We start from the raw sequence: 20,384 nt of genomic DNA, 5'->3' as shown, positions 1-20,384 counted from the left end.
TTTATGGAGGATAAAAAAGATAGTTTGAAAATCGCATTGATTCAATCATTGCTACATTGGGAAAATCCTGCTGCAAATAGACAAATGTTCAGTGATAAATTAAAACAAATTACCGAGCAAGTAGATCTTATAGTCCTCCCAGAAATGTTTTCAACGGGCTTTACCATGTCTCCGGGTAATATTAGAAAAGAAGAAGGTTCAATAACAGTGCGTTGGATGCAAGAAATGGCATCAATTAAAAATAGCGCCATTGTAGGAAGTATTGTTTTTGAGGAAGATGGCAGCTATTACAACAGGCTTTTCTTTGTAAAACCAGAGGGTAATTTGGAGTCTTATGACAAAAGGCACACGTTTACATTGGCTGGTGAAAATGAAAAATATTCAGCGGGTACCGAAAGGTTGATTGTTGAGTACAAGGGTTTTTCCATTTGTCCATTAATATGTTATGATCTTCGTTTTCCTGTTTGGAGCAGAAATACCCAAAACTTTGATATGCTATTGTATACAGCAAATTGGCCGGGTAAACGAATTGCAGCTTGGGATGCACTATTAAAAGCAAGAGCTATAGAGAATATGGTGTATTGTATAGGGGTTAACCGTATTGGTACTGATAGTTTGGGGCACCAATACCCTGGTCACTCTAGTATTTATGATCCATTAGGTGAACTTCAAGTTTTTACTAAAGAAGAGGAAATCAAAATAGTAAAAGTTGAAAAATCCAAAGTTGATAGGATCAAGAATAAGCTAAGGTTTTTAGATGATAGAGATGAGTTTAGTCTATTAAATTAAAAGTCTCAATTTTCTCCCAATTTGCCCTTAGCTCAATTAATGCAGGGTAATAACTAATTTTTTCTGGCTGTATTTTTTTCAATAGATTTCCCGTATCCCATTTGCCATTACCGTTTAAATCGAAAATAACACGGGCTTGATATTTACCAGGGTTTAAGTTGTCAAAAGTATAAACTTGTGGTTCTGTAGCATAAATCTCTCGCTGTAATTCGCCCTTTTCATTGGTAAGCTGCACAATTATGGGGTAAACAATTGAATTGCCGTTTAAATTAAGGGTTAGATTACCATAATCGGCAGGACTCTTTGTTTTAAATGAAAATGCGACAGAGTCATTTGTGGTTTCAAAGAAATCTGTAACTGCCCCGGGTATCAATTCCATTCTATAGTTTTGATCTGGATCAATTTTAAAATCAAAGTTCAACAAATTTCTTAATGAGTCCAGTTTTACATTAACGGCAATTTCAATGGAGTCTTTATCCATTAATTTTATTTTGGTACTATCAAAACGTATTAATGGCGTATTGCTTAAAAGGTTAATAGGTTTGTCAAATTCTATATTACCATTCTGGCTCAAGGAAATTTTCAAAGAATCGAATGCTACTTTTCTACTCTTTACCTTAAAAGTGTCTCTAACCTTTAATTTTTCATTTGTTAAAGTAAAAATTAGGGAGTCCATCTCGTAAGGGGTAAACCAAAAATTTAAAGTGTCTTTATCCCTTTCTTTGGTTATTATGGTCTTAACGGTATCTGGTATTTCCGTTAAAGTGTTAATACTAATATCAGAGCCTTCACCATAATACCCGAAACTAATTTTATTACTTGCTTCCATTGTAGGTACTGCAACACTATAATCAGGTATTTCCTTAAATAACGTTAGTAAATAAATAGAATCTGTAGGTAAATTGATCGTATCCTTTACAAACGCTATTTTATCTGTTTTTTGATCAAATAGATTGTTGTTGGCAGCATCTTTTACTCCAAATAAGGCATACTTTCCTTCCTTTAAATTATTGAGCTTAAAAATAATAGCGCTATCAAGTGTATTGGTAATGTAGTTTGGAGGTCTCTTATAAATGGTAGAGTCAGTATAACTAGTGTCAATTTTGTATAGCATTACGCTAATAAAGTCATCAGGTTTTTTGTTGAAAGCGTCTTTTACTACTCCTTTAAGCTCTAATGAATCAATGTAGTCACCAGTTGAGAAAACATAGGTAAAAAAAGATTTAGGGTTTTCTTCGTTATTGTCCACAATACCTTGACCAAAATTTAACGTATAGGTGGTATTTGGGGCAAGGGTATCTTTTATGGTAATTTCTACATATTTATTCGCATTACCTATAGGGGAGAGTACTGGTGAGTTTTTTAACGGAGGCGATATAATAAGTTGTTTTTGAATATCTTTCAACTTCACCAATTCATTAAAATAAAGTCTAATTTTTTGACCCTTGAAATTGGTGGTCATGTTAGGCGGTTCTGCTCTAGTAAGTTCAGGGGCTGTAATATCTTTTGGTCCTCCGGTAGGGTTTCCGCGTTGCGCACATTGGTAGGACACCAATATGATGATGAAAACAAATATGAAACCTAAAATTTTTCTGCTCATTAGTGTATTTATCGACCGCAAAGAAACAACATATTTTATAGAAAACTAGTTCTAAGGAACAACTGCCATACTTGTGACATAAATGTTTACTCCTTCTATATCTTTAAACGTATTGGCACAAATTTCCATGGTTGCGCCCGTTGTAATTACATCGTCAACCAATAATATATTTTTATTGATTAAAAGCTCATGATTTTTTATCTCGTATAAAGATCTGTTGTCATACCATCTGCTTAATCTGTTTTTCTTTGTCTGTGTTTTAGTATTTGCCGTTTTTATCAGCATGTCGTCAGTATAATCAGCGCCAATATGAGTAGCAATTTGTTTGGCAAAAAGTGCTACTTGATTATAACCCCGTTTTTTTAGTTTTTTACGGTGCAACGGTACCGGAATTACATAATCTATTTGTAATAAATCTCCTTGTTCTTTTAAAATTTGGCCATGCCAATCACCTAAAAATCTGCCAATACCCTCTTGATTTTTATATTTCAACAGATGTATTAGGTTTTTAACAATTCCAATTTCGGTAAAGAATAAGAATGAATTTGCTTTTTTTATGTTAATTCGTCCATAAAAAATACGGTCAACGGCATTTTCTTCGTTAAAAGTATACTCGGTAAGCGGTAATTGATGTCGGCAAGATGTACAGAGAAGAACCTCTCCTCTATATAATCGTGCATTACATCCAAAACATGATGTGGGTAACAGTATGTTGGTAACATCCTTTAGTATATTTGAAATTCTGTTTTGCATCAAACCTTACAGATTACTTAACCTACAGCCCACTTTTTAAATGGACACTCAAGATAACAAATTCAATTATAAAATAATGCTTGCTGCATTTGCTGCCGTAATTATAGCATTGTTAATTGCATTCTACTATAGTTACGCCCAGTCTAACGCCCAAATAGACTTTTTAGAGCAGGAAAAAGCAATTTTGGTAAGAGATCTTACCATTATGAAAGCAGATGTGGATCGTTTGTCCGCAAAGAGTGAAATGAATGAAATAGAGTTGCAAGATTCTAAATTCAAGGTTCAAGAACTTTTAGATTCTGTGGGAAGATTAAATTTTACGGTGCAAAGATTAAGAGAATTCAAAACAGAGCTACGTAGACTAGAGTCTAAGAATGATAGTTTAATTTTAAAGAACAATTTTCTTCGTTACAATAACATGTTGCTTACAGATAAATATGATGAGTCTCGCAAGCAAATTGAAAACTTAAGGGCGAACAGTAATTCATTGGCAGAGGCAGAAGCTTTGCAAAGAAGAAAGATATTGGAGCTGAATCAAAAATTAAAAACCAAGAGTTACCTAAAAATGGCAAATGCTGAAGGTAGTGGTTTTAGATTGATAAGAGGTACAAGGCCAACCAAAACAAACAAGGCTTCGATCATAGAAAAATTAAGAGGTTGTGTTACTGTATTGGCAGATGAAAGCGAAGCTGGAAATGAAAAAATTATCTATTTACAATTTTTAGATCCTAATAAACAGATCATAGAAGACAATGCCAATACAATTACAGTAAACGGTAATGTATATAGTAAGAGGGTAGAGTTTGTTTTTCAAGGTATAGACCAGGCGTTATGTGAATCTATAACCATACCCGAAGGCTCTTTAATGGAGGGTAATTATACCTTAAATGTCTTCGAGGATGAACGATTGATCACTTCTTCAGAATTTCAATTGAAATAACTATTTTTTTTTTAGGTAATATTCTATTTTTACAGAATGGCAAAGCAAGAAGATGATTTTAAGCGTGTAATATCTCACGCAAAGGAATATGGTTATGTATTCCAATCTAGTGAAATTTATGATGGTTTAAGCGCTGTTTACGATTATGGTCAAAACGGTGTAGAGCTTAAGAAAAATATACGTGACTATTGGTGGAAAGCCATGGTACAGCTCAATGACAATATAGTTGGGCTAGATGCTGCGATTTTTATGCATCCGTTAACTTGGAAAGCATCTGGACATATAGATGCCTTTAATGATCCATTGATAGATAATAAAGATTCTAAAAAGAGATATAGAGCAGATGTTTTAGTTGAGGATTATGTAGCTAAAATTGATGCCAAAATTGAAAAAGAAGTCAAAAAAGCAGAAAAACGTTTTGGAGAATCTTTTGATAAAGATCAATTTTTAAAGACTAATCAGCGCGTTGTTGACTATCAAGAGCAAGGAAAAACAATTCTAAGTAGATTGGGTAGGTCTTTGCAGAACGAAGATTTAGCCGATGTTAAAGCTCTTATTGAAGAATTGGATATTGCTTGTCCAATGTCTGGGTCAAAGAACTGGACAGATGTAAAGCAATTCAATTTAATGTTCGGCACAAAGTTAGGAGCCAATGCAGAAAGTGCAATGGATCTATTTCTTAGACCGGAAACTGCCCAAGGTATCTTTGTTAATTTCTTGAATGTTCAAAAATCGGGTCGTATGAAATTGCCTTTTGGTATTGCTCAGACCGGTAAAGCGTTTAGAAATGAAATAGTCGCAAGACAATTCATTTTTAGAATGCGTGAATTTGAACAGATGGAAATGCAATTTTTCATTCAGCCAGGCACTCAGAAAGAATGGTATGAAACTTGGAAAGAAAAAAGAATGAAATGGCATTTATCTCTTGGTATGGGGCAAGATAATTACCGTTTTCATGATCATGAGAAATTGGCTCATTATGCAGATGCAGCTTCAGATATAGAGTTCCGTTTTCCTTTCGGATTTAAAGAGCTTGAGGGTATACACTCTAGAACAGATTTTGATTTAGGCAGTCATGAGAAATTCTCAGGCAAGAAATTGCAGTACTTTGATCATGAGGTTAATAAAAATTACGTTCCTTATGTGTTAGAAACTTCTATTGGTCTTGACAGAATGTTCTTGGCTGTATTTTCAAATTCATTACAGGAAGAAGAATTAGAAAATAATACTACTAGGACTGTTCTTAAATTACCTGCTGTTTTGGCACCTGTTAAAGCTGCAATTTTACCATTGGTCAAAAAAGATGGTTTGCCAGAAGTAGCACAAAAAATTGTAGATGACCTTAAATGGGACTTTAATGTAACCTATGATGAAAAAGATGCGGTAGGTAGACGTTATAGAAGACAAGATGCAAATGGTACTCCATTTTGTATAACAGTAGATCATCAAACTTTAGAAGATCAAACGGTTACCATTAGGCATAGAGATTCTATGGAACAAGAGCGTGTTGCCATATCTTCATTGAACGGTATTATTCATGATGCTGTAGACATGAAAACCTGGTTAAAAAAGATGGAATAGTCTATAAGGTGTAGTTTAATTTTAAACCACCAAAGTAATTGATATTGTTCCCAGGGTAGAAATACCTTGGGGCATTTCCTCCAAATCCACTAGCATTTATCAATACTGATTGTGCGTATTTAGTATCGGTTAAATTATTGATACCAAAATCTAAACCTATTCTCAGTTGTTCTGATATTTGATTTTTGTATCCTAGTTTTAAGTTCAATAAGTTAAAAGAATCGCTATACAAGGTATTTGCGTCCGTCAACGGAATTTCATCTACATATTGATGCGTGATATTAAAGAATAGTCCATTTCCAAAATTGGTTTGTATTCCTGAATTGATTTTGTTTTTTGGTACACCTGTTAAAGCATTATCTGAATAATCTTCATTTGCTTCTTCATCTATAAAGTCTAAGAATTTATGATTGCTGTAAGTGTAGCTGATAAATGGCGATATGGTTATTTTATTGGTGACATTAAATCTGTAACTCCAGTCAAGATCAATTCCTTGATGTTTGGTTTTCCCGGCATTTCTACCAATATATTGATTGTCGCCAACACGTTTGGCTACTAATAAATTGTTTATCGGCATTATATAAAAGGCAATTTCAAATCTATTCCTGTCATCTTCACTCTTGTGCTCTATGCCTAATTCATAGTTTGTGCCGGTTTCTTGTACGATGTCCGGATTGATTATTCCATCAGGTGTTAATGTTTCCTCTAAACTAGGATTGGAAAATCCGCGACTAATGTTACCATATAATTGGTAGGTAGGTGTAAATGCGTAGTTAACATCTATACTTGGTAGCAACAGAGCTTTAAAGTTTCTATTTGCGCTGGTATTTAGCTCTCCTGTATTGAACAAGTCCCTAAAATCATATTGGGTTTTGTTGATATTCAGCCCTAACTGTGTGGTAAGTTTGGGTGTAATCGAATAAGAGGCAGTTGCGAAAATGTTTATTTGGTTTCTGAATTCTTTATTTTTTGACTGTTGATCTCCTTGAAGGCTTCCATTGCCTTCATTTTCCTGATATAGATTTTCAAAAGTTTGCCAATTGTATTCGTCTTTGTAAAGCTCACCACCTAAAGTGTAAAAGAGAGCGTTTTTAGATATGTCCAAGTTCCCAGAAAATAATGTCCTAACACCATAACCGTTGGTGAATTCGTCTAAAATATTGAAGGGTGCAGGTTCGTAATGATCTAAGTATGTGTAAAATAAACTGGTTGTATTCTTAAGGTTAGGGCTAGCGTAGTAAGTATGCGATAATCCTATAAGACTATAATTGTTGTCTTCATAACCTTGTGAGGCTCTCCATGTAAATGCAGCTTGGGTAGGGTCTTCGTTAAAATCTTCTTGACTTATAGAGCTTGCTATTTGGGCAGAATAATCTATATGGTTAACTAATAATCCTAGTTCACTCTTTTTAGAAAGTTTAAAGATGGTGTTTAATAAATATCCGTCACGTTCAAATCTGTTATTTTCACGATATCCATCAACTTCCATATGTCCGTATTGAAATGTCATATAGAAATTATCTTCTGCATGGGTAAATCCTAAGCTGTTTTTAAAAAGTCCGTAAGAACCAATAGTTGTATTGTTTGTAAACTTTGTAGGTTGGTCGCTTAATTGTTTTGTGTTCAATATTATTGCGCCACCGAGGTTGGTTCCAAATCCCGTTCCTTTAGGTCCTTTAATAACTTCAACAGAGGTCAGGTTTTCTAAATCAAAAGCTTCTATTGTAGAAGATCCCGTACCATTTGTAATCGGGATATTGTTGTAGTATAATCTTAATTTATCTGTGCCGTATAAGGTTCTGGATCCAACTCCCCTTATGGTGATTCTATTGGTGTTTAAAGCACCTGAGAGGGCATATAGACCGGACACTTGATTTAAAGAACTTATAAAGTCAACAGGGCTGTAATTGGAAAATGTAGTTTCCCCTATAATTTGAGATGGCACAATGCCAATAGCATTTTTAGCTGTTAGGGTGTCAATTACAATAACTTCGTTTAAACGGGTAATACTATCATTTTCTGTTGTTACCTGTGCTAAAAGAACTGAGGAGGTTGTAAGAATAAATAGTAGGCTAAAAAGAGTTTTTTTCATAAAAAGATTAAAACTCAAAAGTACCCATTAAAACCTAAAACCTAAAGATAATCCTGCTCTAAACATAAAGTCATCTTGAAAATCTTCTGGGTTAATATTTCTGCCCAAACCTCCGTTTAATTCAATGGTAAATTTTTGACTTCTGGTAGCCCATTTATAACCACCACCCAGACCAAGTGCAATGGTAGAATAGTCATAATTTCTTGTGCCTATATTTTGAGTGTCTACATCGTCATCTCCTGTGTAATATAAACCAAAGACCTCTGCAAAGAGGCCACTTTTTGGTTCAAAACCAAAATAAGCTCTTAAGTTGGGTCCTATACCAAAGTTACCATTGTAATCAGTTGATTTTCCATCAAAATATATTGTTCCTCCTATACTGGTATCTTCATTAATATAATATTCATAGCCAAGTTCAACCGTAGTAGTAATTAAAAACTGACCAATATTCAGTTTAACCTCATGGCTATTATCGTCATTATAATATGTTTGTGCAAAAGAAGATGTTGTTGTAAATATTAGAAGCGTTGTAAAAATGAACTTGTTCATGAATAGATGATTATAATATAAAACAGACTTGTAAGGATACTTTTAAAAATGTGAAATTATGATTTTAAAAGAAAGTATACACCTTTAATCTACAACTCTTTTTTATTTTTAGGTCAAAATTTAGATACATGAAAATCATATCCTACAATGTAAATGGTATTAGGGCGGCAATAAGAAAAGGTTTTTTGGATTGGTTGGTTGCAGTTTCGCCAGATGTTGTTTGTCTGCAGGAAATAAAGGCAAATGAAGAGCAGTTGGATCTTTCATTGTTTGAAGAAGCGGGATATAAATACAATTATTGGTATAGTGCACAAAAAAAAGGGTATAGCGGAGTGGCAATTCTTTCGAAAACTAAACCAGATGCTGTAGTATTTGGTACCGGTATAGAGTATATGGATTTTGAGGGTAGAAATATTAGAGCGGATTTTGGTGAAGTATCAATTATGAGCATGTATTTACCTTCTGGTACCAACATTGAAAGATTGGAGCACAAGTTGATGTATATGGCAGATTTTAGACAGTATGTTGATGGACTTAAAAAAACCAATCCTAATCTTATTGTGTTGGGAGATTATAATATATGTCATGAAGCTAGGGATATACATAACCCTGTAGGACTTAAAAATGTTTCTGGTTTTTTACCAGTTGAGAGAGAATGGATAGGGGATTTTATAGACAGTGGTTTTGTAGATAGTTTTAGGGAGTTTAATTCTGAGCCAAATAATTATACATGGTGGAGTTATAGGGCAAATGCTAGAAACAACAATAAAGGTTGGCGTTTAGACTATGCCATGGTGGCTTCTACATTGAAAGAAAGGTTGTTGAGGTCCGTTATATTATCAGAAGCCAAACATAGTGATCACTGTCCAATTTTAATTGAGTTAGATAGTTGATCATATAGATGCGTTCACCCTTAATATATTTAGTAGTTTTGTAATTCTCGAAAGCAATTAAAAGAGTTGAATGATCTATACCAAATTACCGCACACTGAAATTGAAGTAAGTAAAATTTGTTTAGGTACAATGACCTGGGGAAACCAGAATACCGAAGAAGAAGGTCATGAGCAAATAAATTATGCACTGGATAAGGGAATTAATTTTTTGGATACTGCAGAGTTGTATCCCGTACCTGCACATAAAGATAGATATGCCGATACCGAGAGGGTCATAGGTAATTGGTTCAAAAAAAATGGTAACAGAGAAGACATTGTACTTGCGTCTAAAATTGCCGGAAAAGCAGAAATGACAAAGTTCATTCGTACTACAGGATTTACCAGAGAGGCCATAATTGAAGCTGTTGAAGGTAGTTTAACTAGATTGCAAACAGATTATATTGACCTATATCAATTACATTGGCCAGATAGAAATACCAATTACTTTGGACAAAGGGGTTACAAACATGATATTTCTGACCATTGGGAAGATAATATTCATCAGGTTTTGGAGACTATGCGCGATTTAATTCGTGAGGGAAAAATCAAGCACGTAGGTTTGTCAAATGAAACGCCATGGGGAACCATGCGTTTTTTAGAAGAAAGTAAGGTACATGTTACTTTGCCAAGAACTATAACGGTACAAAACCCTTATAGTTTGCTGAACAGATTGTTTGAAGTGGGAATGTCGGAAATAGCCATGAGAGAGCAAGTTGGGCTATTGGCGTACTCGCCAATGGGTTTCGGTGCTCTGAGTGGTAAATATTTGGGTGATAGAATGCCGGAAGGGTCAAGATTAAGCCTGTTTCCCCAGTACAATAGATATATTGGAGATACGGCTGTTGAGGCTACCAAAAAATATTATGAACTTGCCCAGGCCAACGGTTTAACTTTAGCCCAAATGGCATTGGCCTTTGTGAATACAAGACCATTTGTTGCCAGTACAATTATAGGCGCAACAAATTTAAGGCAGCTAGAAGAAAATATTGGCAGTATAGACGTTACTCTTTCTGATGATGTTCTTAAAGAAATAGAAGCCATACACGGTTCAATTCCAAATCCGGCTCCATAATATGAACAATGTAATATTCTTTAAAGTCGGCTTTGGGCAAATAGTGGTTATTGTTGCCGTTGTGATAATTATAATGGTCTTGGCTAGAATAATGAGAGATAAACGTTAACCAAATAAATTACCGGCAACTTCTTCAATTTTAGAAGCCAATAGAATTCTTATTTTGGTTGATTTAAGGCCTATTTTATTATTTTTTGAAATAATAATTGTTTCATAGCCTAGTTTTTCCGCTTCAAGAATTCGTTGTTCAACTCTTTGTACAGGTCTAATTTCACCTGCAAGCCCAACTTCTGCAGCAAAACAAATGCCTTTGTCAATAGGTATGTCTTCATTGCTCGATAAAATTGCGGCGATAACTGCCAAATCAATAGCGGGGTCGTCTACGGATATGCCACCGGTAATATTCAAGAAAACATCTTTTGCACCTAGTTTGAAGCCAGCACGTTTTTCTAAAACGGCCAAGAGCATGTTTAGTCTTTTAACATTATAGCCCGTAGTTGAACGTTGAGGTGTTCCATAAACCGCGGTACTTACCAAAGCTTGAATTTCTATAAGCAGTGGCCGCATGCCTTCAACGGTAGCTGCAATGACAGTACCACTTAAACCATCATCATTTTTGGATATTAATACCTCTGACGGATTGTTGACTTCTCTTAGGCCACTACCTTGCATTTCGTAAATACCAAGTTCCGCTGTGGATCCAAATCTATTTTTTAGTGACCTTAGAATTCTGTAAACATAATTACGGTCGCCTTCAAATTGAAGAACGGTATCAACCATATGCTCTAAAATCTTTGGTCCGGCAATAGAACCGTCTTTTGTAATATGCCCAATTAAAATGACAGGTGTATTGGTCTCTTTGGCAAATTTTATAAGTTCCGCAGTGCATTCCCTAATTTGAGAAATACTTCCGGCAGCAGATTCAATATAATCAGAGTGCAGCGTTTGTATAGAATCAATGACTACAATATCTGGTTCTGTAGCTTCAATTTGCTTAAATATATTTTGAGTTTTGGTTTCTGTAAGTATAAAACAGGTTTCACTATTCGGGTGAATTCTGTCAGCACGCATTTTAATTTGTTTTTGGCTTTCTTCGCCTGAAACATATAAGGTTTTATACGGTAGTTTTAAGGCAATTTGAAGCAGTAATGTACTCTTTCCTACACCAGGTTCCCCACCTAAGAGCACCAATGCTCCAGGTACTAATCCGCCACCAAGAACTCTATTGAATTCAAGATCAAAAGTATTTAAACGAACTTCTTTTTCAATACTAATTTCGTTGACCAAAAGAGGTTTTGAAACTCTTTTTGAGCTTAGTGAAGGGGTTTTCCAACTAGATTTTTCTTCTTTTTGTACAACCTCTTCAACAACAGTGTTCCATTGTTTGCAAGCGGAACATTGCCCGACCCATTTTGCATATTGGGTGCCGCAATTTTGACAAAAAAAGGCAGTTTTTGTTTTGGCCATCTTTAGTATTTAAAAAGTGGCTAAAGGTAGCAAGAAGTTTGAGATGAGTAAATTCTTAAATCAAATTTAGAATCAATTTTTACTCGACCTTTCTTTTTTAAAAGCGCTAAAAGCTAGAAAAAATGATGCCCATGCCATGAAAAGGGCAATTCCGTTGTACGCCAGATTAAATTCTCCTTTTAATCCAAAGTAAGTAAAGAGCACTCCGGAGAACACGAAGTACATTGCGTCAATTTTAATCATAATTAAGTAGGTTAGGCTAATTTGGGACTAGCCGTTTATTAATTCTGTTTAAAAACCAAAATCGGCTTTCAGTGCATCCATTTTCTCAAGGGCCATTTCTTTAGTTAAAAAATCTATTTCTTCCATTTGAAAAGATTTCTCAAATGTTCTTAATGCTTTCTTGGGTTCGCCCAGTTGTTCATAATACTCGGCCTCAAAATAAAATCCTAGCATAGTCTCTGGGTATTCTTTTTTGCAAAGATCAGATAATGGTTTTAACGATTCAAAATCTTCTTTTTTTCTAGAAGCGGCATAAATTGCCATGATGTCATTTAATTCTACAGGTTTGCTAAAGCCAAACATATCAACTATGCCTTGGTATTTGTTTTCAAGATAATTGTAAACAGGCTCTTCACTGGTAAGAATTTGTGTTTTGTATTCTTTTGGACTTATGGGTTTAAACATGCCAAAAATATTGTCAAATGCTTTCCCTATACCGTAGGTAGCTACAGAAATATGATCTGCGTTGGTATATTCATCAAAGAAATAATGTAGAGACTCTTTATCAATGGCTTTTATATCAGTGTTCATGCCCAAAATTCTTTGCCTGTCATTACTCTCTTCCCCTTCAACGATCAATTGGTAAAAAATCTGATTGTCAAAAGTGCCTAATCTCATAGGTAGCCTGCTTTCCATTTCTGGTGCTAGTGTTGGAGAAATACTAACATAACCGTCAAAAATAGAATTATCTTTAAATAACCAATAATTCATAAAATTTGCGGTGATATCATAACCTACTATCATTTTAAAGGGAGCGGTGCTATAGTTAAGGTCTAGATAGGGTATTAGCTCCATGCCTATGAATTCGTAGAAGCTTTTGCCTTTTTCAGATGGTAGTCCGTTTTCGGGGTCAAAAGCACAATCTTCATATCTTAGATCGTTTTTGCTTTGGTCAATACCTACAACAATACTTTGCGGCATACCATGAAATCTACTGTAAAATTTGGATGTTGCTACAACTTGTTCAAAAAGGTACTCGCCATCAAGTACAATGATTATAGGGTATTTTTTAGATTCATCTAAATTTTCTGGAAAGTAGTAATGTACATCTCTTCGCTCTTGCAGTTTAAAAGACTCAAAAATTTCTTGGGTCACTTGTGCATAAGAGGTGAAACCAAATAATAGTGCGAAAAAAAAGTATAGATAACGCATAAGGGGTAATTGATTAGATCTAAGTAAACTTACTTGCTTCTGTTCAATAACGGTAATAGAAGAAAAGATATTGCACCAAAAACAACTATCATTAAAGTCTGTGCGATCCAAATGATCCAACCAAAAGCATCTCCAGAGACAGAACTTATTCCAAAGATGGCCAAAGCACTACTTACTGCTATTGGATAAAGTCCTATACCACCGTTTGTTGTTGCCATTGCAAAGGCTCCTGCAACGAAGGCTACCAATAGTTGACTTAGTGACAGGGAAATGGTTTCTGGTACGGTAAATTTTATGATCCAAAGCATGCCGATATAACAGCCCCAAATAAAAAATGTATGCAGAATGAACAGCCATTTATTTTTCATTTTAAAAATGCTGAACACGCCATCAAGTAATCCTTTTACAAAGGTTTTAATTTTATTGGCTATTGTACTATTGGATTTTTTAATGAAAAATATAAACAGCAAGAACAGGGCTGCGCCAAGCAATGCCATAAGTATTAGGGTGGTTGCGTTAAAACCACGTTCTTGTAGAAGTCCTAAAATGATATCTGTTTGTAGAAAAAATGCTATAGTCACTACCAAAAGCAGCATTATTACGTCTATTACCCTTTCTGTAACGATAGTGCCAAAGCCTTTTTCAAAAGGAACATTTTCATAAGTGGTCAATGCGGTTGCCCTTAAGATTTCTCCTGTTCTGGGTATACCAAGGTTGGCAAAATAAGAGGTTAGAATTATTAGAATATTGTTTAAAAGCTTGGGCTTATACCCTAAAGGTTCTAAAAGGTAATTCCATCTGATAGCTCTGGAAACATGACCAAGAATGCCCAATAATACCGAAAGGAATACATAAAGCGGATTGGCTTCTTTAATATAAAATAGGATTTCCTTTCTGTTATCAGGTGTAGTAGAATTGTAAGAGTACCAAACCAAAAAAACTCCCAAGGCAATTGGGAGTATAATTTTAAGATTTTTTTTCAGAGTGTCGGTCAACTTCTAAGTTAATAGGTTGTTTTCTTCATTAGGAAAAACTAAAGAAGGGTTAAATTTCTTTGCATCTTCAATATCCATCCAAGTATAGGAAATTAAAATTAAAACATCACCAACGGCGACTTTTCTTGCGGCGGCACCATTTAACGTTATCTCACCGCTTTTTCGTGGACCGGGAATAATGTAAGTCTCTAATCTTTCGCCATTATTGTTATTGACAATCTGAACTTTTTCACCACGAATAAAATTAGCGGCATCCATTAAATCTTCATCAATTGTAATACTGCCAACATAATTAAGATCGGCACCGGTAACTTTTACACGGTGTATTTTAGATTTAACTACTTCTACTTGCATAACTTCAATTAATTTAGGGCTATGTTATCTATTAACCTTACGTTCTCTACGTAAACGGCAATAAAGGCCCTGTATTTTAAATTATTTGTTTTTTCAATTATGGGTGTTAGGGTTTCGACGTCGGTTATATCAAAATACTCAAGTTCAAAATCATTCGTTCTTTTAAACTCATTAACTACCCATTCTTTAATACTCAGTGCATTATCCGTGCCAAATTTGATTTTGGCAGCCTTTAAGGTTTCGTAAATGAATGCTGCTTTTAGTCGTGTTTCTTTGCTTAACCTTTCGTTTCTGGAACTCATGGCCAACCCATGATCTTCTCTAACAATTTCACAACCAATTATTTCAACCGGTATTTGTCTTATTTCGGTAAGTTTCTGTATAATACGTAGTTGTTGAAAATCCTTTTCTCCAAAGTACGCCCTAGTAGGGTGTACTACAATAAGCAATTCTTCTACAATGGTGCCTACACCGTTAAAATGATCATCTCTAAATTCTCCTTCCATGACTTTGTCCAAACCATCAAAATCGTAAATTTTTGGAACAACGGTTTTAGGATATATTTCAGTGACTTCCGGCGTAAATACAATAATGTCTTCAGATATTTCGGAAATTAAAAGTAAATCAGCATCTAAGGTCTTAGGGTACTTGTTTAAATCTTCTAAATTATTGAACTGTGTAGGATTTACAAAAATACTGACTACGACTTTATCGTTCTCTTCAACGGCTTTCCTTATTAAAGATGCATGCCCTTGATGTAGCGCTCCCATGGTAGGTACAAGACCTAAATTTAGGCTGCTGCCAAGTTTATTAAGTTTTTCCGTAAGTACTTTTTTCGTCTTTATTACCTGCATTGAAAATTGCATTAGCGAGCAAACTTACTATAATTACTGCTAATCTCTATATTTTTTGTAATTTTGCGGTTACGTTCCAGTGAAAAATAAAATATAACCTTTATGAATGGTAAAAAGATATTGTTTGTATCTTCTGAATTAGTTCCTTACTTACCCGAAAACGAAGTTTCCTTAATGTCTTATGAAGCACCTAGAATGGTCAACAGCAATGGTGGCCAGATTAGAATATTCATGCCTAGATATGGAAACATCAATGAAAGAAGACATCAGTTACATGAAGTAATTAGACTTTCTGGAATGAATTTGGTCATTAATGATATGGATATGCCATTGATCATTAAAGTGGCATCAATTCCAAAAGAAAGAATTCAGGTTTACTTTATTGATAATGAAGAGTACTTTAAGCGGAAAGCAACCTTTACGGATAAACAAGGAAACTTATTTCCGGATAATGACCAACGTGCAATATTTTTTGCAAAAGGTGTTATGGAAACCGTGAAAAAATTGAATTGGTCACCAGATATTATACATGTTCACGGTTGGATGGCGAGTTTATTGCCGTTGTACTTGAAAAAGTATTATGCTGATGAGCCACTTTTTGCTGACAGTAAAATTGTATTGTCGGTATACGGTAAAACATTTGAAGGTGCCTTGGATAAGGATATGATTAAAAGAATTTCTTTTGATGGTATACCTGAAGAGGAAATTGCTTCATTAGGTGAGCCTACCTATAATAATTTGTTAAAGGTGGCTGTTGATTACTCCGATGCTGTTATTTTAGCTTCGGAAGATATTCCAGATGAATTGGAAAGTCACATTACCAACCAAGAAAAACCAGTGTTGCCATATGTCCCTGTTCAAGAATTTGAAGAGGCTTATGCAAATTTTTATAACACCGAAGTTTTAAAATAATCTGAATGAATTTTATTGCTAAGTCCGCTTTCCCTAAGTTTTTGGGATTGTTTTTGATATTGGGTCTATTGGTGTCTTGCGAGCAAGATTTAACTACTATAGGCTCTGGAGTAGTTGGTAATGAGCCATTTGCTACGGGTAAAGAGGTTTATGATGTTTTTGCTTATAATAAAAATATAGAAGCGGTACAGACCAATAAATTGGCAGTTTATCAATTGGGTACATATAACGATCCGGTTTATGGTAGAACAGAAGCTTCTGTAACATCGCAAATATTTCTAAGTACGGCGAATCCTTCCTTCGGTAGTTTTTCTCAAGATAAAGAAGATAGGGCGGGTACTGCAGATGAAGCAATAACTACGGTTCAGGAAAATGAGACCGTTGAAGAAGTTTATTTATATATACCTTTTTTAACAAATTCATTGGATACTGATGGAGATGGTGTTGCCGATGAGTATGATGCCGAGCCAGAAAATAGTGATAATGATAATGATGGTGATGGGGTTTCCAATATTATAGAAACTGCATCGAATACAGATCCCTTAGATGACACAAGTGTAGATGCTGATCGAGATGGTCTTAATGATCCGGACGGCGCCACTATATTTGCTGACAATTTTGCGGAGAAGGTAGAGCTAGATAGTATTTATATTAATGGAGTAAATTATGATGATGTAGCAAAGTCTCCATTACCAAAATTTAATCTAAAGGTAGAGCGTTCAACCTTCTTTTTAAGAGATCTAGATCCAAATGCCAGTTTTCAGGAAGCACAACAGTATTATTCTAATCAGGTGTTTTCACCGGATTTTGTTACAGGCGATCCTTTATTCCAAGGCGATGTAGAAATTATTGATGAGGAGATTTTAATTCCGAATGAAGATGATGAATCTACTGAAGATGTGGATGAGTCACAAACTTTTACAAAATTGCCACCGGGAATAAGGGTAGCATTGGACAATGATTTTTTTCAGGAAAATATTTTGGATAAAGAGGGTAGTTCAGAATTGATCAGTCAATCAAATTTTACTGAATTTATTCGTGGGCTTCATTTTTCAATTGTTGATAGTGATGGTAATGATGTTCTTTTTATGTTCGATTTAAGAAGCTCAAATATTACTATGACGTATAGTTATACAAACTATGATACCAATGGTACAACTGATGATACAAGTGATGATAACCCAAATAATATTTTAGAAAGAGATTTTACCTTTTCATTTTTAACACAGAATACATCTACAGGTGTTATCTCTGGAAATGCGGTGAACACTATAATTACAGAGAATTATGGTCCTCAAATATTAGAGAGTTTAGATACCGGTGAAAATGCATCAAGAATATATTTAAAAGGAGGTCCCGGTACTTATGCTGAAATTAATTTATTTGAAGAGGATGGTGGTGAAAATATTTTAGAGCAAATTAGAAGTGAGAATTGGGTGATAAATGAAGCAAATTTGGTTTTTTATATTGATAGAGATCAATTAGATGCTGTGGGTAGTACTTTAGAGCCTCCAAGACTTTATCTGTACAATGCCGAAAATAAATTTCCCTTAATTGATACGTCAAGTGATCAGGCTTTAGCTGTAGCTGGTACTCCAAATTTATTTAGTTTTTACCCGAATTATGATGGAGTAATTCAAAAAACGAACGGGAAAGGGGTCCTTTATTCTGTGAAAATTACCGATCATATCAACGATATGGTAGTGAGAGATTCAACAAATGCTACACTTGGTTTAACATTGTCAACCAATATTCAGAATTGGAATATATCCGATGCAAAGGTTGCCAATGGTGAAGAAGAATTACCTATTACTTCTACGGTTACATCTTTGGGTACAATTTTGTATGGCGGTAATTTAGAGACTACCGATCCAAATTTTGATAAGCGTTTAAAATTAGAAATCATCTACACCAAGGCAAATTAATACGTTGTTCTAGTTATTTTTGTCATTATTTTGGATGTTGACATACCACTTATACATTATTTACGTTGTCAACACTAAATGGTTTAAGTCTATTGGCGCAATTATTTAATTTTATTGCCCTAGGATTTAAACTTAATACTCAAATAGAAATTAATATGTGCGGAATTGTTGGTTACATAGGACATAGGGAAGCGTTTCCTATAATAATAAAAGGACTTCAAAGATTAGAATATCGTGGCTATGATAGTGCTGGTATTGCATTATATGATGGCAGTCAAATTAACCTTTCAAAAACGAAAGGTAAAGTAGAAGATTTACAGAATAAGGCAAAGGAAATTTCTCAAGCTGGAAAAATAGGTATAGGTCATACACGTTGGGCAACACATGGTGTTCCTAATGATGTAAACTCGCACCCGCATTATTCCAATTCCGGAGATTTGGTCATTATACATAATGGTATCATAGAAAATTATGAGGCTATTAAACAAGAGTTGACCAAACGTGGGTATACCTTTCAATCGGATACTGATACCGAAGTACTTGTTAATTTAATAGAGGAGGTTAAAAAAACCGAAGATGTTAAATTAGGGAAAGCTGTGCAAATAGCACTTAATCAAGTAGTGGGAGCATATGCTATTGCTGTATTTGATAAAAGAAAACCAGACGAAATAGTTGTAGCTAAATTGGGAAGTCCATTAGCGATAGGTATTGGTGAAGATGAATTTTTTATTGCTTCAGATGCTTCACCATTTATAGAATTTACTAATAATGCTGTTTATCTTGAAGATGAAGAAATGGCTATTATTAGACTTGGGAAAGAAATAAAACTTAGAAAAATTAAGGATGATGCCGTTGCTTATCCTAGAATTTTAGAACTTCAAATGAATCTCGAAGAAATAGAGAAAGGTGGTTATGATCACTTTATGCTAAAAGAGATTTATGAGCAGCCAAGAGCTATAAAGGATACATACAGAGGGCGTTTGTTAGCGGACCAAGGTCTGATTAGAATGGCAGGAATTGATCTTAATATGGAAAAATTCTTAAATGCTAACAGAATTATAATAGTTGCGTGTGGTACTTCTTGGCACGCTGGTTTAGTGGCGGAATATATATTTGAGGATTTAGCAAGAATTCCTGTTGAAGTGGAATATGCTTCAGAATTTAGGTATAGAAATCCGGTAATTACCGATAAGGATGTTCTAATTGCAATTTCGCAATCTGGAGAAACAGCAGATACCCTAGCGGCCATTAAATTGGCGAAGGAACGTGGTGCTTTTGTATTTGGTGTATGTAATGTAGTAGGGTCCTCTATCGCAAGAGAGACAGATGCTGGTGCTTATACTCATGCCGGACCAGAGATAGGAGTTGCTTCTACCAAGGCTTTTACCACTCAAATTACGGTATTGACACTCATGGCCCTAAAGTTGGCAAAAGCTAAGGGCGTTTTTTCGGAGTCTAAATACCACGAATATTTAACTGAGTTGGAAACAATTCCTACAAAGGTTGAAAAATCCTTAGAATCAAATACATTGATCGAAATAATATCCGATGTTTATAAAGACTCAACTAATTGTCTTTATTTAGGAAGGGGATATAACTTTCCAGTGGCTTTAGAAGGTGCGTTAAAATTAAAGGAAATCAGTTACATTCATGCGGAGGGTTATCCAGCAGCTGAAATGAAACATGGTCCAATAGCCTTAATAGATGAGCATATGCCAGTTTTTGTAATTGCGACCAAAAAAGGTCACTATGAAAAGGTGGTTAGTAATATCCAGGAAATAAAATCTAGAAAAGGTAAAATAATAGCTATTGTTACTGAAGGTGACGAGCAGGTAAAAGAGTTGGCGGATCATGTAATTGAAGTGCCAGAAACTTTAGAGAGCTTAACACCATTATTGACTACGATACCTTTGCAATTGCTTTCGTATCATATTGCAGTAATGAGAGGTTGTAATGTTGATCAACCAAGAAACCTTGCCAAATCTGTAACGGTGGAATAAAAGAAAATTATAATAATTTAAAAAAGGGGTGTGATTGCGATCACACCCCTTTTTTTGTTCAGTCAAATAATGAATTTGGTAGATTAAGTTGATTTTTAGTTGATTGCAAAAGAAAAGTTAATTACGTTTTTACTA

General features: G+C 34.7%; 18 protein-coding genes. 8 read left to right on the top strand and 10 right to left on the bottom strand.

What is annotated here, in order from left to right:
• Window positions 1–3 precede the first annotated feature (3 nt).
• Window positions 4–789 (top strand): amidohydrolase, encoded by a 786-nt coding sequence (locus VBZ51_RS07090; RefSeq protein WP_416576491.1) that lies wholly within the window; start codon window positions 4–6, stop codon window positions 787–789.
• Here the strand turns inward: VBZ51_RS07090 and VBZ51_RS07085 are convergent.
• Complete coding sequence (locus VBZ51_RS07085) at window positions 773–2,389, bottom strand: Ig-like domain-containing protein (protein WP_416576490.1); 1,617 nt, start codon at window positions 2,387–2,389, stop codon at window positions 773–775. The two genes, VBZ51_RS07090 and VBZ51_RS07085, sit on opposite strands and share 17 nt — an antisense overlap.
• A gap of 51 nt (window positions 2,390–2,440) precedes the next feature.
• Window positions 2,441–3,142 carry a ComF family protein gene (locus tag VBZ51_RS07080; protein ID WP_416576489.1) on the bottom strand — a complete coding sequence of 234 codons (702 nt, stop codon included), beginning with the start codon at window positions 3,140–3,142 and terminating at the stop codon, window positions 2,441–2,443.
• A 40-nt stretch (window positions 3,143–3,182) separates the two neighbouring features.
• Between VBZ51_RS07080 and VBZ51_RS07075 the strand changes: the two genes are divergently transcribed.
• The gene (locus VBZ51_RS07075; protein WP_058104835.1) at window positions 3,183–4,082 is read left to right on the top strand and encodes a hypothetical protein; all 900 of its coding nucleotides are present in this window, start codon (window positions 3,183–3,185) and stop codon (window positions 4,080–4,082) included.
• 36 nt (window positions 4,083–4,118) lie between these two features.
• Window positions 4,119–5,663 carry a glycine--tRNA ligase gene (locus VBZ51_RS07070; protein ID WP_074670407.1) on the top strand — a complete coding sequence of 515 codons (1,545 nt, stop codon included), beginning with the start codon at window positions 4,119–4,121 and terminating at the stop codon, window positions 5,661–5,663.
• Between the two features lies 1 nt (window position 5,664).
• Here the strand turns inward: VBZ51_RS07070 and VBZ51_RS07065 are convergent, their stop codons facing one another.
• Window positions 5,665–7,755: a TonB-dependent receptor family protein gene (locus VBZ51_RS07065; protein WP_416576488.1), complete on the bottom strand. Its 2,091-nt coding sequence runs from the start codon at window positions 7,753–7,755 to the stop codon at window positions 5,665–5,667.
• Between the two features lie 27 nt (window positions 7,756–7,782).
• Window positions 7,783–8,304, bottom strand: a complete 522-nt coding sequence (locus VBZ51_RS07060) for a DUF3575 domain-containing protein (protein ID WP_416576487.1) — start codon at window positions 8,302–8,304, stop codon at window positions 7,783–7,785.
• 128 nt (window positions 8,305–8,432) lie between these two features.
• Between VBZ51_RS07060 and VBZ51_RS07055 the strand changes: the two genes are divergently transcribed.
• Window positions 8,433–9,197, top strand: a complete 765-nt coding sequence (locus VBZ51_RS07055) for an exodeoxyribonuclease III (protein ID WP_416576486.1) — start codon at window positions 8,433–8,435, stop codon at window positions 9,195–9,197.
• Between the two features lie 70 nt (window positions 9,198–9,267).
• On the top strand, window positions 9,268–10,308 hold the full coding sequence (locus tag VBZ51_RS07050) for an aldo/keto reductase (protein WP_416576485.1): 1,041 nt from the start codon (window positions 9,268–9,270) through the stop codon (window positions 10,306–10,308).
• 105 nt (window positions 10,309–10,413) lie between these two features.
• Here VBZ51_RS07050 and radA read toward each other — a convergent pair whose 3' ends face one another.
• The 6 genes from radA to panC form a co-directional block, all read right to left on the bottom strand.
• On the bottom strand, window positions 10,414–11,775 hold the full coding sequence (gene radA / locus VBZ51_RS07045) for a DNA repair protein RadA (RefSeq protein WP_416576484.1): 1,362 nt from the start codon (window positions 11,773–11,775) through the stop codon (window positions 10,414–10,416).
• A 72-nt stretch (window positions 11,776–11,847) separates the two neighbouring features.
• Complete coding sequence (locus tag VBZ51_RS07040; RefSeq protein ID WP_157490896.1) at window positions 11,848–12,018, bottom strand: hypothetical protein; 171 nt, start codon at window positions 12,016–12,018, stop codon at window positions 11,848–11,850.
• Between the two features lie 48 nt (window positions 12,019–12,066).
• Window positions 12,067–13,209: an alpha/beta hydrolase gene (locus VBZ51_RS07035; protein ID WP_416576483.1), complete on the bottom strand. Its 1,143-nt coding sequence runs from the start codon at window positions 13,207–13,209 to the stop codon at window positions 12,067–12,069.
• A gap of 29 nt (window positions 13,210–13,238) precedes the next feature.
• The gene (locus VBZ51_RS07030; protein ID WP_416576482.1) at window positions 13,239–14,204 is read right to left on the bottom strand and encodes a lysylphosphatidylglycerol synthase transmembrane domain-containing protein; all 966 of its coding nucleotides are present in this window, start codon (window positions 14,202–14,204) and stop codon (window positions 13,239–13,241) included.
• 3 nt (window positions 14,205–14,207) lie between these two features.
• Window positions 14,208–14,558, bottom strand: a complete 351-nt coding sequence (gene panD / locus VBZ51_RS07025; protein ID WP_058104844.1) for an aspartate 1-decarboxylase — start codon at window positions 14,556–14,558, stop codon at window positions 14,208–14,210.
• An 8-nt stretch (window positions 14,559–14,566) separates the two neighbouring features.
• The gene (gene panC / locus VBZ51_RS07020; protein ID WP_416576481.1) at window positions 14,567–15,412 is read right to left on the bottom strand and encodes a pantoate--beta-alanine ligase; all 846 of its coding nucleotides are present in this window, start codon (window positions 15,410–15,412) and stop codon (window positions 14,567–14,569) included.
• Between the two features lie 102 nt (window positions 15,413–15,514).
• Here panC and VBZ51_RS07015 point away from each other — a divergent pair, with 102 nt between their 5' ends.
• From VBZ51_RS07015 to glmS, 3 genes are all read left to right on the top strand, one after another.
• Window positions 15,515–16,324 carry a glycogen/starch synthase gene (locus VBZ51_RS07015; protein ID WP_058104846.1) on the top strand — a complete coding sequence of 270 codons (810 nt, stop codon included), beginning with the start codon at window positions 15,515–15,517 and terminating at the stop codon, window positions 16,322–16,324.
• 5 nt (window positions 16,325–16,329) lie between these two features.
• Window positions 16,330–18,249 (top strand): DUF4270 family protein, encoded by a 1,920-nt coding sequence (locus VBZ51_RS07010; protein ID WP_416576480.1) that lies wholly within the window; start codon window positions 16,330–16,332, stop codon window positions 18,247–18,249.
• Between the two features lie 155 nt (window positions 18,250–18,404).
• Entirely contained in the window at window positions 18,405–20,249 is a 1,845-nt protein-coding gene (gene glmS / locus VBZ51_RS07005) for a glutamine--fructose-6-phosphate transaminase (isomerizing) (RefSeq protein WP_058104848.1), read from the top strand.
• Window positions 20,250–20,384: the final 135 nt, after the last annotated feature.

This window comes from Maribacter sp. HS (genome assembly GCF_048059195.1).
GTDB classification, from domain to species: domain Bacteria; phylum Bacteroidota; class Bacteroidia; order Flavobacteriales; family Flavobacteriaceae; genus Maribacter; species Maribacter dokdonensis.
Note: the sequence above shows the minus strand (reverse complement) of the source record. Positions and strands in the feature narration are given on the sequence as shown.

Bases quoted from the DNA above. Each gene is read 5' to 3' on its own strand.
- VBZ51_RS07090 (WP_416576491.1), top strand. From the start codon at position 4: ATGGAGGATAAAAAAGATAGTTTGAAAATCGCATTGATTCAATCATTG.
- VBZ51_RS07085 (WP_416576490.1), bottom strand. From the start codon at position 2,389: ATGAGCAGAAAAATTTTAGGTTTCATATTTGTTTTCATCATCATATTG.
- VBZ51_RS07080 (WP_416576489.1), bottom strand. From the start codon at position 3,142: ATGCAAAACAGAATTTCAAATATACTAAAGGATGTTACCAACATACTG.
- VBZ51_RS07075 (WP_058104835.1), top strand. From the start codon at position 3,183: ATGGACACTCAAGATAACAAATTCAATTATAAAATAATGCTTGCTGCA.
- VBZ51_RS07070 (WP_074670407.1), top strand. From the start codon at position 4,119: ATGGCAAAGCAAGAAGATGATTTTAAGCGTGTAATATCTCACGCAAAG.
- VBZ51_RS07065 (WP_416576488.1), bottom strand. From the start codon at position 7,755: ATGAAAAAAACTCTTTTTAGCCTACTATTTATTCTTACAACCTCCTCA.
- VBZ51_RS07060 (WP_416576487.1), bottom strand. From the start codon at position 8,304: ATGAACAAGTTCATTTTTACAACGCTTCTAATATTTACAACAACATCT.
- VBZ51_RS07055 (WP_416576486.1), top strand. From the start codon at position 8,433: ATGAAAATCATATCCTACAATGTAAATGGTATTAGGGCGGCAATAAGA.
- VBZ51_RS07050 (WP_416576485.1), top strand. From the start codon at position 9,268: ATGATCTATACCAAATTACCGCACACTGAAATTGAAGTAAGTAAAATT.
- radA (WP_416576484.1), bottom strand. From the start codon at position 11,775: ATGGCCAAAACAAAAACTGCCTTTTTTTGTCAAAATTGCGGCACCCAA.
- VBZ51_RS07040 (WP_157490896.1), bottom strand. From the start codon at position 12,018: ATGATTAAAATTGACGCAATGTACTTCGTGTTCTCCGGAGTGCTCTTT.
- VBZ51_RS07035 (WP_416576483.1), bottom strand. From the start codon at position 13,209: ATGCGTTATCTATACTTTTTTTTCGCACTATTATTTGGTTTCACCTCT.
- panD (WP_058104844.1), bottom strand. From the start codon at position 14,558: ATGCAAGTAGAAGTAGTTAAATCTAAAATACACCGTGTAAAAGTTACC.
- panC (WP_416576481.1), bottom strand. From the start codon at position 15,412: ATGCAGGTAATAAAGACGAAAAAAGTACTTACGGAAAAACTTAATAAA.
- VBZ51_RS07015 (WP_058104846.1), top strand. From the start codon at position 15,515: ATGAATGGTAAAAAGATATTGTTTGTATCTTCTGAATTAGTTCCTTAC.
- VBZ51_RS07010 (WP_416576480.1), top strand. From the start codon at position 16,330: ATGAATTTTATTGCTAAGTCCGCTTTCCCTAAGTTTTTGGGATTGTTT.
- glmS (WP_058104848.1), top strand. From the start codon at position 18,405: ATGTGCGGAATTGTTGGTTACATAGGACATAGGGAAGCGTTTCCTATA.